General features: G+C 47.9%; 11 protein-coding genes. 2 read left to right on the forward strand and 9 right to left on the reverse strand.

Annotation, left to right across the window (positions count from 1 at the left end):
- Positions 1-16: 16 nt before the first annotated feature.
- Genes QFZ78_RS13235 through QFZ78_RS13245 form a run of 3 tightly spaced genes read right to left on the reverse strand, consistent with a single transcriptional unit; the run spans position 17 to position 5707 of the window.
- Complete coding sequence (locus tag QFZ78_RS13235) at positions 17-3244, reverse strand: AAA family ATPase (RefSeq protein WP_307548115.1); 3228 nt, start codon at positions 3242-3244, stop codon at positions 17-19.
- A complete protein-coding gene (locus QFZ78_RS13240; RefSeq protein ID WP_307555655.1) occupies positions 3241-4518 on the reverse strand; it encodes a metallophosphoesterase family protein in 1278 nt (425 codons plus the stop codon). Before QFZ78_RS13240 ends, QFZ78_RS13235 begins: the two co-directional genes overlap by 4 nt.
- Positions 4519-4537: 19 nt before the next feature.
- Positions 4538-5707: a glycosyltransferase family 4 protein gene (locus QFZ78_RS13245; protein WP_307548116.1), complete on the reverse strand. Its 1170-nt coding sequence runs from the start codon at positions 5705-5707 to the stop codon at positions 4538-4540.
- A 172-nt stretch (positions 5708-5879) separates the two neighbouring features.
- On the opposite strand from QFZ78_RS13245, the gene QFZ78_RS13250 reads away from it, so the two are divergent.
- Positions 5880-7016, forward strand: a complete 1137-nt coding sequence (locus QFZ78_RS13250; RefSeq protein ID WP_307548117.1) for a GGDEF domain-containing protein — start codon at positions 5880-5882, stop codon at positions 7014-7016.
- A 63-nt stretch (positions 7017-7079) separates the two neighbouring features.
- On the opposite strand, the gene QFZ78_RS13255 is transcribed toward QFZ78_RS13250, so the two are convergent.
- Entirely contained in the window at positions 7080-7433 is a 354-nt protein-coding gene (locus tag QFZ78_RS13255; protein WP_307548118.1) for a DUF1304 domain-containing protein, read from the reverse strand.
- A 227-nt stretch (positions 7434-7660) separates the two neighbouring features.
- Between QFZ78_RS13255 and QFZ78_RS13260 the strand changes: the two genes are divergently transcribed.
- Positions 7661-8602, forward strand: coding sequence for an aldo/keto reductase family protein (locus QFZ78_RS13260; RefSeq protein ID WP_307548119.1), 942 nt, complete (start codon positions 7661-7663; stop codon positions 8600-8602).
- 156 nt (positions 8603-8758) lie between these two features.
- Here QFZ78_RS13260 and QFZ78_RS13265 read toward each other — a convergent pair whose 3' ends face one another.
- The 5 genes from QFZ78_RS13265 to QFZ78_RS13285 all read right to left on the reverse strand — a co-directional run bounded on the left by QFZ78_RS13265 (position 8759) and on the right by QFZ78_RS13285 (position 14424).
- Complete coding sequence (locus tag QFZ78_RS13265) at positions 8759-9055, reverse strand: DUF6509 family protein (protein WP_307440635.1); 297 nt, start codon at positions 9053-9055, stop codon at positions 8759-8761.
- Positions 9056-9138: 83 nt separating this feature from the next.
- Positions 9139-9390 carry a transporter suffix domain-containing protein gene (locus tag QFZ78_RS13270; RefSeq protein WP_307548120.1) on the reverse strand — a complete coding sequence of 84 codons (252 nt, stop codon included), beginning with the start codon at positions 9388-9390 and terminating at the stop codon, positions 9139-9141.
- Between the two features lie 143 nt (positions 9391-9533).
- Positions 9534-11822 carry a chondroitinase-B domain-containing protein gene (locus QFZ78_RS13275; protein ID WP_307548121.1) on the reverse strand — a complete coding sequence of 763 codons (2289 nt, stop codon included), beginning with the start codon at positions 11820-11822 and terminating at the stop codon, positions 9534-9536.
- Between the two features lie 263 nt (positions 11823-12085).
- Positions 12086-13207: an alginate lyase family protein gene (locus QFZ78_RS13280; RefSeq protein WP_307548122.1), complete on the reverse strand. Its 1122-nt coding sequence runs from the start codon at positions 13205-13207 to the stop codon at positions 12086-12088.
- Between the two features lie 107 nt (positions 13208-13314).
- Positions 13315-14424 (reverse strand): glycoside hydrolase family 88 protein, encoded by a 1110-nt coding sequence (locus QFZ78_RS13285; protein WP_307555657.1) that lies wholly within the window; start codon positions 14422-14424, stop codon positions 13315-13317.
- Between the last annotated feature and the right edge of the window lie 60 nt (positions 14425-14484).

Below are 14484 nucleotides of genomic sequence, written 5' to 3' on the forward strand. Positions count from 1 at the left end.
TCCATTACTAACGCTTCTACAAACGAATAAAGCGATTTCCGGGAATAACTCTTGCTGCCGCATCTCGCACGTGAGCGTGGCAGGTAAAGAGCAGCACTTGATGCCTGCTGCTTAAATCTGCAAGAACACGCAAACAGCTCTCCATCCGTTCCTCATCGAAATTAACGAGAATATCGTCCATCACCAGCGGTAAAATAGCTTTGCCAGCATACTCCTGGGCGAGTGAAAAGCGCATGGATAAGTAGAGCTGCTCCGCCGTTCCTCTACTAAGCTGACTCGTATCAAGCGACTCTCCATTCGCTCGTATTGCGACTAGACGCTGCTCTCCGAATGGCGCTTTGACATGGGTGAAGGCCCCGTTCGTCATCTTCGCAAAGTAATCCGATGCTCGCAGAAGTACGCCAGGCTGCCGTTCATGCTCGTAAACATCGCGGGCCTTCTTCATCAGCAGTGAAGCGAAGGAAGCTACGGCATATTGATCTACTTGCTGTCGAATGGTAGCTCGATATGCTTCAGCTTGGAGAAGATGATCTGCATGTTCCGATCCTTGCTCCAGCTTCTCAATTTGTCCCGCTAGCTTACCAACAACCTCTCGAAGTTCATTCGTTTCGTTAACGGTTTCGGATAATCGGTTTTGAAGGGAAGCCATTTGAAGTGCGATATCCTCTTCTCCATGGGTTTCCAAAAGCTCGGTGTAGCTGGCAAGCAATGAGCGGCTTAGTAACGTTTCGAGCGAGGATTCCAGCAATGTTTGTTCTTCCGTCAGTTTCCTGCGTTCTTCCTGCTCTCTCTGATGAATACGCAGTACTTCACCATCACATGCAGAGGCTTCCTGTAAAAGTTGGTCCAACCGGGCTTGTATACGCTGCTCGTTTGTCTGTAGAAGCTGCAGCTCTTGCTCAGTTTCCGAATAAAGCTGCTCGCCATGCTTCTTCTCCGCAAGCAGCTTCACCTGTTCTTGCTCCTGTTCTTTCCAGCGTTTGAGAGCGAATACGGATTCTTGACGTACCGCTAGTGAAAGCCAAAGGAGTGAACCGACTGTTTGATCGAAGTGATCCATGCTTGATACTAATGTCTCTAGCTTGGACTCCAGCTTATGAAGTTGACGAAGACTTTCCTGCCCCTGCTCAATCGTCTGGATGGTTTCCAGCAGGGCATCTGCCGATAACTGCGTACTTAGTCCAAGCGATTGCAGCCAATGACTCCAATCCGATTGGAGCTGATCAGACTCCAACACAAGCTCCGCGAGGTAACCATTTCGCTGATCTTCTTGCTGCCGAAGCGATTGCAGCATCTCCTTCGTATCCTGCAGCCTCTCTAGTTTACGAAGCAGCTCGTTGTGTTGTTGTTTATTTTGCTCAGCTTCACGCATCCATGCATCCAATTGAGGCTGGAGTACCTCAAGAGGCATGGATACGGAATGGCTCAATGAATTAGCAGCTGATGCTGCCGCAGCTTCAACATATCCTGTTTGCTGCTGTGCAAAAGGTTGGATTTGTTCTTGCAGGCGGCGCTCCAGCATGCGAAGTTCCTCACTCAGACTTTCATCCCTGACTGAGGATGAAGTCATCGCTCGGGAAGAGCGATTCTCTTTCACCTCACGATCAGAAACAAGCATAAAGAGTGCAGCACCAGCAAAAAAAAGAAAGGCACACAGAGCTGCCACCCAATTGCCCTGCCATAACAGCAATAGTGGTGCCAAGACAGCCAATAAGCTGGTAAATACAACGATGCGTTGACGTAATCTCCGTGAGGCCGTTTTGCCAGCTTTCGCCGCGTCCTCTAAATTAAGCTGGAACTGATTCTCCACAGCATCGCATTCTTTTTGGTGTGCTATATCCCTCACAAGCAGCTGCCAGCGCGAATAGTCTCTCGCTATGTTATGCAAGGTTGTGGATGGATCTGCTCCTCCCCAACCGGGAGAGGCTGAACCATCTGTTCTTACCCCGCTTTTATGTAACTCGGATTCCAAGCTCCTTACCGTGTCTTGGACGCGTTTGACCTGCTGCTGCACACTCTCCAGCTCTGTTCTGACGCGCAGTTCACTCTCCTGGCACTTGTGAAACCGTCCCTTGTAAGTTCGTACCTGTTCACGCAGGGAAATTGTTACCGAGAACGAGGCTAAATCTGTCTCCTCCCAGTGTACATCTATTTGTTTAAGCAGCCTGTCTACCTGCGCGCGTTGGTGCTCCTGCTCCACGCGCATTTGATCTACACTGCGTTTATTTTCTTCATATGTGGCTGCTTGCTCAAGACAATGATTCAGCTCGATCTGATGCTCGAGCAGATCAGGCACAAGCTCTATGGCGCGCAGCTGGCTCATCAGGCTCTGCTGCCTAAGCAAGAGCCGAGCGCGCTCCGCATGGATGCGCTCCAGCTCTTCCTCGAGCGCGTCAAGCCTCGCCGACGCATGCTCGGGGAAGCCCGCCAGCGCAGGCAGCGCTGCAAGCTCCTGGCCGATCTGACGCAAGCGGATCCATCCGCTTCGCGCCTTGCCGGCCAGGCCAAGCTTGTGCAGCTCCGCGCGCAGCGACTCCTGCTGCCCCTCCAGGGCAGCAATGCGCTCCTCCGCGGAGCGGCGCTCCACTTGCAGCCGATCGTAGTCGGCTGCTGGGTCCCGGCTGCGACGCAGCGACTGCTCCAGACCCTCAAGCTCCTTCAGGAGACGGTTCATCTCCTGATTGCGCCCGCGGGGTCTGTACAGGCCGTCGGCCTGCGCCGTCAGCTTGCGCTCGGCCTCCATGATGGCCGAGCCGCTCACACCAAGCCCAGCGCTATACAGATAGCCGCTGAGCTCGTCGGTCTGCAGGGTGCGCAGCTCCTGCAGCTCGGTTAAACCGAAAGCGAACAAGCTGCGGAAGAGGTCGGCCGATAGGCCGCCCAGCAGCGTGTTCAGCAGGTCTTCGCCCCCGGTGGTGCCATCACCGAGGGTGACCTTGACGAGCCCCGCAGAGGCTCGTCTGCCGCCTGCGGCAGGTGCGTCGTAACGCTCGACGCGAATGAGCTGACCCTGCTCATCGAGCAGGGTTAGCGCACCACCATGGGCGCCGCCGCCAAGCGGCTCATATCGTTCCAACCGGCTCTGACGAGTCGGAAAGCCGAACAGCACCGCGCGGACGAAGCCCATGAGCGTGCTCTTGCCCGCTTCGTTGGCGCCATAGAAAAGCACCAGCTGGCTATCGGTGTCAAGCTGCCGTTCGCGCAGGCTGCCGAAACCTTGAACCTGCATGGATACGATTCTCATCCATGTCCCCCCCCATCCGCGGACAACAGGTCCGCGGCTAATTCTTGTGCGGCGCGCAGCCACTCGCGCAGCCGTTCAGGCTCCGCCGCAGCCGGATCACCGGCTGCTTGCGGCAAGCTTTGCAGCGCGGCCAGCGCCTCGCTTGCAAATAAAGCAAGCGCTTCGTCGTCGACTTGCAGCGCAGCCGAATACCGCAGGAGATCGCCAAGGAAGCTCTTCTCCTGCAGTAAGGCCTCGAGGTCGAGCTCACTAGCCGTTCGGTCCTCGATCGACTCCACCCAGACGAAGCGGCTCCGCTCTGCTTCCTCCTCACGCAGTTCGGCGGTCAGCTCCTGCAGAGCCCGACCTTTGCGCAGCAAGCCATGCACCGCGCTGCGGCCTTCCAGAACAAGACGGACGACAGCATCTCTGCCTTCCGCCTCTGCCCGAATCCGCTCGAGCTGCTCCCCGAGCCGGTCTTTCAAATCCTGTTCTGTCTGTAAGCCTGCCACAGACAGCCGTTCTAGGAACCAACGAACCTGATCCAACGCATGAAAGGTTAGCTCAGCTCGTCCATCCTCAGACATATCGACGATGTAACACCCACGTGGTCCTGTTTCCCGAATACTTCGGCCCTGCAAGTTCCCTGGGTAAACAATCGCTGGCTTCTGATGAAGCACATTCCTTGTATGTACATGTCCTAACGCCCAGTAGTTCATACCCGCTTCAAGCAAATCCTGCTTGCTGCAAGGGGCATAATTGTCATGACCGGGATCACCGTCAACATTCGTATGCAAAAGGCCGATCTGACATACCTTTTCTTGGCCTACTCTGAATTTGACAGCTAAATTATCCGTTACCGCCGAGCTTCGATAGGAAATGCCATGAATCTGGGCAATGACGCCGCGCTGCGGCTTTTCCACGCTAATCGTCTCCACTTGGTCGCACGCAAAAAAATGGACTGCTGCCGGCCAATCCAGTTTCGCGGCACGTCCATCCTCCGGGTCATGATTTCCATGAATAATATAAGTAGGGATTCCCTGTTCAGCTAATTGCTCCAGTGCTTTCTGGAAACGAATTTGAGCGCGCAAGGAACGATCGGATAAATCATAAACATCCCCACTAATGAGTACAAAATCTACCTGCTCTCGTATCGCTAAGGCCACAAGTTCCTTGAGCGCTTCAAACGTCGATTCTCGGATTCGCTCTCGAACCCGTTCAGGCAGCGCCGACATGCCTTTGAACGGACTGTCCAGATGCAGATCGGCGGCATGCATAAACCGCAGTCGTTTCATCACTCTAACGCCTTCCTATTCAGCTTTTTTCACTATCCGCACTATCATCATCATTTGGTTGTACAGCGACCTGATAACTTTCATACACACTTTTCAGCTGCCGCAGCACTCGGTTCAATGAGTAGGTTTTCTTCGCCTTCTCCCAGGCAGTTCGTGCCAAATTGTAGCGGAAAGTAGGATCAATGACGACTTTTTCCAAAGCATGGCTAAGCGCCATCGCATCACCTACCGGCACAAGTAAGCCGTTATGTCCATGTTCGATTTGCTCAGCAATCCCGCCGACATCAGTTCCGATTAGTGCTAACCAGCACAGTGCTGCCTCCGCAAATACAGAGCCGAATGCCTCCGCGCGCGATGGCAGTACGAATACATCAAAGAAAGGCATAAACTCTTCAGGATGCAGCATATAGCCATAGAAAATCGTTTCATCGTAAATATTATGCTGAATCGCCAGCTTCTCAAGTTCTTCTCGGCTGGGGCCATCACCTATAATATGTAAAACGAAGGGATGACCGCGTTTTTTCAGCTCTCCGCAAGCAATCAGCAGCGTATCGAGCCCTTTAGCAGGCACTAAGCGGCAAACGGTTATGAACTGTGTAACTGGATTTTCATGTGAAATCGGACGAAAACGCTTTTCGTCAAAACCATTTGGAATAACGCCAATCCGCTCACTATCCTGCACATACTCCGCCATATATTGCTTGAACGAGTTAGAAACCGTGATCATCTGATCGACTCTCGCTTCAAGCTCCCCGTAAATTTGAGTCAGGAATTGGTGCTCCACGCCATTCTCCTGTATACGTCCATTCAAAATGAGCTCTCTCTCAAAACTGGAGTGAATGGTCAAGATGACGGGTGTTTCCGGATAAATCTGCTTCATGGCAAGCGCAGCAATCGGATGATGGGCATGGATGATATCATATTTTTTGGAAATTCTCAGCTTCGTCCACCAAACATAATCCTTGTACGTCTGAATGTATTTATCAACGATCGGGTTTCCGGCATACTTCCGCCAATCAAAAGTGACGAACTCCACTTCCTCAGTACCCTTGCCACGAATTCGCTTAGGTAGCGAAAATAATTCCATTTCCCAGCCTTTTTTATTAAAACGGTCCAATATATAGGGAACCATGGATGACACCCCACCCGGCTGTTCCGGGGGGAAAAACAATGCTTGCAAGATGTTCATTGCATGAGCCCCTCTCCCAAATCCTTGAGCTTACCTTCTTATTGTAACTTGTGTGCGCCGAATAGAAAAGAGAACACCTTCGAGCCTTTACAATCGTTTCTATCCCTCTCTCGCATTTTCCTTTATAATAGAGTCATTACATGTCGAAAAAGAGGGGATTTTGGAGGAAAGTATGAACGTTGTTGATCTGCTTTTCGGTGATTTAGCTTCATTGTTATCAAATGCCATTATCGTTGTCATTGTTGCCCTAATGTTCGTGATCTCGCTTCGATTATTTCTAGACCGTCGCAAAAAAGGCTACATGTCGATGACCATTTCACTAGTTTTTGTAGGCATTCATTACCTTCTCCAGTTATATTTCGCACTTAGCAACATGGATACAAGTTTAACTGCGTACATGCTGCTAATGCTTAAAATAATATCCTTCCTACTTATTAATATGGGGATCTATCAATTATACAATCGTACGAATCGTAAACAGTACATATTCTTCTATGGCTTAATGATTATGGGGTTTGTCGTTTCTATCCTTCATTTCAGTGTGCCAAATATGTATACCGGCACGCATGAGCAAGTTAGATTGCTTCAGGATATTGGTCTCGAACTCTATGTATTTGTACTGATCTTTCTTTGTTTCTACACGATCCCACCGTACATCGGCCAACAAGTCAAATATCAAATGGCACTGACGGTTTACTTTTTCATTCAATCTGTCCACCTTGTAAATGCCTATATGTATGGGAACGTTCAGCCTTTGTTATCTATTGCAGCCAATGTCTTACCGATTATTTATTATTTTTTATTGTTTATGCTGCTGTTTGAACGTGTTGTAGAGCTTATGCAGGCCATTTATAATTCATCCATAACAGACGGGCTTACACGTCTATATAATCGCAAATTTTTCTATAACCGTGTTGCCCAATATGTTGGAAGGCATTTGCCTGTGTACATTTTGTTTAGCGACATTGATAATTTCAAGAAGTTAAATGATACCCAAGGTCATCAGATGGGGGACGATGTGCTCAAGCAGGTTGCCCTGATTATGAAAGAAGAAGCCGAAGAATGCGGCATTGCCGGCCGATACGGTGGCGAAGAGATGGTCGTCATGGTGACAGATCCTAGTGTCAAAATGGATGCCTTTGCAGAACGCGTTCGCAGTCGAATCGAGAAGGAAACGATTGTTACCGCAAGTATCGGCTACAGCAAGTATAAGAATGGCCTAAGCGCCGAGGAACTCATAAAGCAAGCGGATGAAGCTATGTATCGGGCAAAAACAAGCGGCAAAAATAAGGTAGTGAAGTATGCCTAATAAATAAGGGAAGTCCCAAGTATCTCTAGGGACTTCCCTTATTTATTGCGATAAAACCTTACTTTATGTAAGTACAAAAAGAAGAGCGATAACAGCGGGCAACCCCTGTACCAGTAAAATTGACTTCTTGGCTGTTGCCCCGCCATACAAGGCAGCAATAATGACACAGATTAAGAAGAAGATCTCAATGGAACGACCCATGGATGCATCAGGATGAACGAGCCCCCAAACAAGACCAGCCGCAAGAAATCCATTGTATAAACCTTGATTAGCAGCAAGTGATTTGGTTTCCTGGGCTTGTTCCTTCGTCATGCCGAAGGCTTTCAATCCACGAGGTGTCGTCCATAAAAACATTTCCAAAATTAGAATGTAGATATGCTCTATGGCTACGATGCCAACAAATAGGGAAGCTAACATGAATACCTCCTCCTTTCACAGTCATTTTACGTCAAAAGACGATGCTTGGCTACACAGCAGATTGCCTTAATCTCACTTCATTTCCCAGTCACGTATGTACTTACATGAAGTAAGCGTCGCACCTCCAGGTAACTTAATCACCTATTTGTCAGTTCTTACATAAACCGCGGAAAATCTTTATACTATAGATAGCTCTTATCCCACAGTGCACTAGGAGGTTAACAATCATGCAATATCGCAAACTCGGTAACAGCGGTCTCAAAGTCAGTGAAATCAGTCTTGGGAGTTGGCTCACATACGGCGGTTATGTCGGGGAAGATCCTGCTGTTCGTTCTATTGAACAAGCTTATGATTTGGGTGTTAATTTCTTTGATACAGCTAACGTATATGAACGTGGTGAAGCAGAAAAAGTGATGGGCAAAGCACTCGCCTCCTATCCACGGGAATCCTATGTTCTAGCTACAAAAGTTTTTAATACGATGGGCGATGGTCCTAATGATCGTGGTTTATCTCGCAAGCATATTAAAGAGCAGGCCGAAGCCAGTCTACGTCGACTGAATGCGGATTACATCGATATTTACTATTGTCACCGTTACGACCCTGAAACTCCGCTAGAAGAAACTTTGCGTGCCTTGGACGATTTAGTCACACAAGGCAAGGTGCTCTACATCGGTGTCAGTGAATGGACGCCTGCTCAGATTGTTGAAGCTTATGCAATCGCAGACAAGCTGTTACTGGATAAGCTCATTGTCAATCAACCGATCTACAACCTTTTCAATCGTTACATCGAAAAAGAAATTATCCCACTTGGCGAGGCTAAGGGATTCGGTCAGGTTGTTTTCTCGCCGCTTGCACAGGGGCTTCTTACAGGCAAATATCGTGCAGGACAACCCATCGCAGCCGATAGCCGAGCAAGCAGCAAGAATTGGAGCGATAAGCAATTAAACGAAGCTTCATTGAATAAAGTGGCACAATTATCTGGAATCGCCGATGAGCTTGGCATCAAGGTTTCTCAGCTGGCAATTGCTTGGATTCTCAGACAAAACAATGTAGCAAGTGCCCTCGTTGGCGCTAGCCGACCAGAGCAAGTCGTTGAAAATTGTGCAGCTAGCGGCATCCGCTTGACGGAAGATGTGCTACAAAAGGTGGAAGAAATCCTTAAAGGATAAGAAGTACGCCTGAATAGTTTGATGAAAATCCCTTACTACGTGAGGGGTTTTTCTTTTTATGTTCGGATGCTACTTTGGAAACAATGAGCCCTAAAGAGAAGGGGATGAAAAAAAAACCATCCAGGATGCACGCATCTCGAATGGCTGTTTACTTACTTATTCATTTCCTTCATGAACGTGCTCTTTGCAAAACGCTTCTACGGCGGCAACCTCATCATCCTCTAGATCAAAATCCAAATAGAGTTGCGTCGTTTTCTCGTATAGCTCATACTTCATAATCCCTGACTTTTCCTCTTCCACGCTATAGATCGCTCTAATATATAATCCACTTTCGGAGTAAAGCTCATCATCTTCCTCAACTTCAATATCAATGAGAAATTCATATCGCTGCCCCGTCAATATACCAAATGGATCTTTCACCAATTCCACGGTGTAACTTGTCATTGTAAACATTGGACCACCCCTTTTTCATCTGCAGGTTATAGTATACCTGATAATAAGAAAATAACTAAACTTTCCTGGAAGTATCTTTTCTTTTATTCTCCATCGTCACTCGACTTTTTCTGTTTTCGTGACCAGTTTTTAGGATTTAAGTACTGTCTATATTTTCTTGCCACTTCTTTACCTAGAATGATGCCGCCTGTCCAGAACGCAATCTCGCTAACAATAAGAAGACCAGCAATCCAACCAGCCATCCCTCTTCCGGTATGAACGAAGAATGGAATCGTTAAAGCCGACAATAGAGCAAGCCCTGAGACGATCAGCAGCGCAATACCCAGTTTTTTCAAATAAACAACCCCCTACTTTCAACTCCTACCCTTCAACTCTACTTGCCTTGTCACACATTATCAAGTTTTATGGAAAAAAGACCGCACAGCCTAAGCTGTTGCGATCTTTTAAAAGACATCTCAGTAAACTATCTACTCATTACTTATGGCGCATTCGGTCCTACCTCTGATGCCACCAACGGATGTTTCCCAAATGACGTGCTTGAAGACCGTTCATCTGCTCCAATATCCGGAGTGGAACGTGCTTCCCCATCCATATCCTCTGTCACATAAGTGTAGATTCCCAGTGCAGCGTTTATCGCCGGACTGCTAGAGGACAATTTTTGCAACCCGTTTACAGTTGTAAGCAACGGATTTGTTCCCCAGATTTGGGCAGCCGTCCTTGAACTATTATTGCTTACTGTACTGCCAAACCCAATATTCCCTTCGAATATGGTGTTGGTCGTCACAACTTCATCATACAGGGTACCGGTGGAATTTCTCACGATATTATTAGCCACTTTGCTGTCCTGAGTAGGATATGTTTTACTGGAACCAACAACAATTCCCGTCGTGCTGTTAACAATCGTATTGTTGACGACTTGCGCTCGGTAAATTTTCCACTGCGCTCTCAAGTCATCAGCCGTTGGATTCGTGGGATACCCGCCCGTACCTCCATCATAATTACCATTGTCAAGAATAATGGCGTTAGCAGTAAGATTCTCCATGTAATTGTTGTATATCTTATGGTCGTTTCCATAAATACGGATTCCTGCTTGTTCTGTTTCTACACCATCGCCAAGGAAAAAGTTTCCGTAAAATGAGTTGTTATGACCATGTCTTGAGGTGAGTCCGCCTTTAGAAGTCTTAAAGGTATTGTATCGAACCGTGTTATTACTGCTTTTCACAGAAACGATTTCGGGTTCGCCATCGCAGTTCTCAAACAGATTATACTGGATGGTATTAAACCCATTGGACAATGAGATTCCCGATAATCCAAGGCGTATCGTTTCTTTGCCATTAGCAACCCATGGACCCACATCATGAAAGTAATTATATTCGATGACGTCATACTGAGAGATGTTCCCGTTACCATCGCCTTGATAGGCAATTAGAGGATCCGTGTCGCTCTTGGGACCGAAGTCATTATGGTCGATTCGATTATGATGACTATTGACTCCGCTAACCTGAAGCCAGATTAGGGTACCTCCAGTTGCTTGTAGTGCGAATTGATTTCGAGTCACTCGAATGTTATTGGATCCATCTAAGAGAAGGGCTGTATTTCCAGCGTTTGTAAATTTAAGCCCCTCGATAACGACATTGGACGAGTTTTGAATTTGGAGAGAAGCTCCGCCAGAAATAATCGCTTGCCTTGGGTTAGCGGCCTTGATCGTGATAGGGCTGCCTGCTGTGCCGTTTTTGTTGCTCAAGACGAAAGGGCCTGTTTGTGTGTAAGTCCCATTCGCAAGTACGATCGTGGTACCGGCACTTGCACTGCTTAAGGCCGAAGTTAACTCCCCTGATGTGGATACAGGAACACCTGGAATAACAGGAGCAACACCATAGATTTCTACCTCATTATAACTGTTCCATGCGTTGACGGAGTTTCCATGTCCAACAATACGCACATAACGGACTGGCGTTACATCAGGGAAGTCAAAAGTCTGTAAGCTTGTATTCAAACTGCTGGTCACGTTAGACTGAACCGTTGTAAAATTCACGTTATCGGTGGAAGTTTGAATATCAAAACTGGAAGTTCTTGTATCCCCGCTTAAAAATGCCATCTTAATGAAGGCGACCTTGACACTCGAACCCAAATCGTACTTGATCCATTGCCCATTGCCGTTAGCAGACCAGCGTGTGGTTAAGCTTCCATCCACCGTATTAGCAGGCACATTCCCATCATCCGCGCTAGCGGTCACGGAAGACCCAGGGACGGAGAACTTTGTGTCTACGGAAGCGCTTGCAGAAGTATCCCCGTAAATTTCTACCTCGGTATAGCTGTTCCAAGTGTTTACGGAGTTTCCATGTCCAACAATCCGTACATAACGGACGGGGTCTACATCCGGAAAATCAAAAACCTGCAGGCTTGTATTCAAACTGCTTGTCACGTTGGCATGAACCGTCGTAAAAGTAACATTATCCGTAGACACTTGAATATCAAAATTCGATGTTCTCGTATCCCCGTTTAGGAAAGCGATTTTAATGAAAGACACTTTTTTAACGGAGCCCAAATCGTACTTGATCCATTGCCCGTCACCACTTGCAGACCAGCGGGTCGTTAAGTTTCCATCCACCGTATTGGCAGGTACGTTCCCATCATCCGCACTCGCAGTCACGCCAGAAGCCGCGACCGACAATTTAGCATCCGCCGCAAAACCTGAAAAAGGGATCATGGCAAGAAACAAACTAACCAATAACATAACAATGCCTGCTTTTTTTCCTTTTCCCATTCATACATCTCCCTTGATTTCATTTTCTCATCAACTAATCCTTTTTAACCTTTAACGCTCCTTTCATTGTTGTCGAGTGCGCACTCTCCCTCAATTTTATATAAATCATGGAGATATTAAATCTTCATAATCGTAAATTCATCTTTAAAATCGAAACTCCACACCCTCATTACCTAATCTGGATATTCAAATATGGATGTAAACGTAAAAAAGGGAGTGTCCTCAGTTACCAGACATCCCTTCGCGGCCTTGCCCCCACATTCTTACAACCAAAGAAGCGGCTGTCGGATGGCCATATTTCGACGCACCTCTGAACTCGTCGGGCTTTTATCCAGCTCGTGCCACAGCTTCAGCAAATCATCAGATTCGTAAGCAAGCCCAGCGAATAATAGAAATGATATCCCGACAGGCCACTCTTCAAAGCACTCCACATCATGTCTGTAAGGCCATGCAGCTTTATTCATCAAAAACGGCGTCAGAAAATCGATTCCCTTCCGGATTCCCCTTCCATCGGGTAATTGATAATCCCATAGGTTATCGTTCGGAGTCGATAGGATATGGCAGAGAGTGACCAGATTATCCAATGCGAAGATGGAATAGGCGTAAGGCTTTGTTCGTGCCAACTCCCTAGGCAAGCTGCCGTTCTGATCCATTTGTTCAGCCAGCAGACGGGTCTTGAACTGTTCCTTGCAAAAGATAAGCATTTGTTGATTTCCGGTCATCCGTCCAAATGCCGCTGCTTGCACGAACCAGCAGATTCCATGATTATTGGACTCGTCCCTTTCCTCAATACCTTGAGGGTGCGTGCTCATCCAATTCAAGTAACTGGAGAACCAATCCATCAGGCCCAACCTTGACGATTCCTCCACACTTAATGCCCTTTGCAAAGCTTCTACGGCAACCGTAACATCTATGAAGTGGAGCGTATCGATAATCCCGATTCCCCTCCCCTCGCTTACACCAGGAATCGCTTGAGCATACAGCAAATGCGGATTCATTCGGGTCTGTTTATCCAAGAAAAACCCCTTCAAAAGCTGTATCGCTTTTGCTGCATATCGTTCATCCTCAGTGATCCGATAGGCCGAAGCCAACCTGGCCACATGCGACCTCATAAGCCGCAGTGTGCTCCGGTGATGATCGAAATTGCCAGGATTACTTTCACCATCGCGGCGAATATACGGCAGTCCGTCCTTCGTATCCGGATTCGGCCACCAGTAGTCTCCATTCGAATAATAATCATGCATGCCTCCAGGACTTCCATGAGCAATATGATCTGTTATATGTATCATCGGGGCGTGAAGCGACTCCTCCGCATCATGAAGAATTCTGTCCATATCAAAGTAATCTTTCCATAGTTCCTGGTTTAACTTTAAGATCCCAATCATGAGTTCCTCCCTGCGAGCTGCTATCCTTCTACGTGTAACACATGTAAAAGTAATTGACCTGTACCTGCTAATTCCATCATGAAATCAGCAGGTCACAGGCCTGTTTTCTAGAAAATTCGATTTTTCCAGCCTAGCAGCTTTGCAATGGCCTCAACGTAATAATAGTCTCCATAGATCAAGGAAACATCAATGTTCTGCCCAGCGGGTAAATTGCCCGTTCCGCCAAGCAGGATTGCCTCATGCTCCGGTTGATCCCATGTCGCATAGTTCTGGGTCAAGGAAAGCAGGATCCGTTCAGCTGCCCGTCGATAAAGTGCGCCCTCTACGGATGGAAGTGCATCAGCCAGTTCAAGCAGACCAGACGCAGCGCAGGTTGCTGCGGATGTATCGCGCGGGAGGCCCTCCAATGATTCATCTGCACGGAAATCCCAATGCGCAACATAGTCCTCAGGCAAGCAAGCTAGAAAATAATGCGCTACGCGTCTAGCCGCATGGAGATATTTGGCATCACCTGTGTAACGGTAAGTGTTGGCCATACCATGCAGCGCCCATGCTTGCCCACGGCTCCAGGAAGATTGAGGTCCTGCACCCTGCCCGCCAAGAGATTCGATGAGCTCACCTGACTTAGGGTCGAAGCTAAGAATGTGATTCACAGATCCGTCTTCTCGGATAAAGTGTTCCACCACCGTATCTGCATGCGCCTTGCCTACATGCTCAAACCGTGGATCAGCAGACTCTTGTGCGGCCCAAAACAAAAGAGACAAGTTCATAGACGAATCTACGATAGACCAACCGATTTTCTCTTGATTCCAAGCTCTCAGAAACTGACCAGCCAGATTGAAGCGTCCAGTCAAGAAGTTTGCCGCAAACAATCCACGGCGCTTACCGTCTTGATCGCCTGTCAGCTTGTATTTGATGATTGCCGTCGGCAGGAATTGAAAGCCTACATCATGATGATAGTTATTAGTCTCGATCATCTTCTTTTCAAACTTCTCGTCCCAGCTCCAAGCCGCTTTTTTGTAATGCTCCTTGCCGGTCATCTCGTGCATAATCCATAGGATGCCTGGCCAAAAGCCGGATGTCCACCAATCGTGCCGCATGTCATCGTAGATACCATCTGCCTTAGCCACATGCGGAGATTTATCCCCAAGCTGTTCGATCATTCTATCTACTTTAACCTGCAGCGCCTCCCATACGAGGGGCAGTGCTTCCTTCATGCTTGCCGCGTTCTTCCACTTGTCAGCTTGAATCGTTGTCTTGTTCTCCATTCGATTCAC

Origin of the sequence: Paenibacillus sp. V4I5 (genome assembly GCF_030817255.1) — a bacterium.
Classification (GTDB): domain Bacteria; phylum Bacillota; class Bacilli; order Paenibacillales; family NBRC-103111; genus Paenibacillus_E.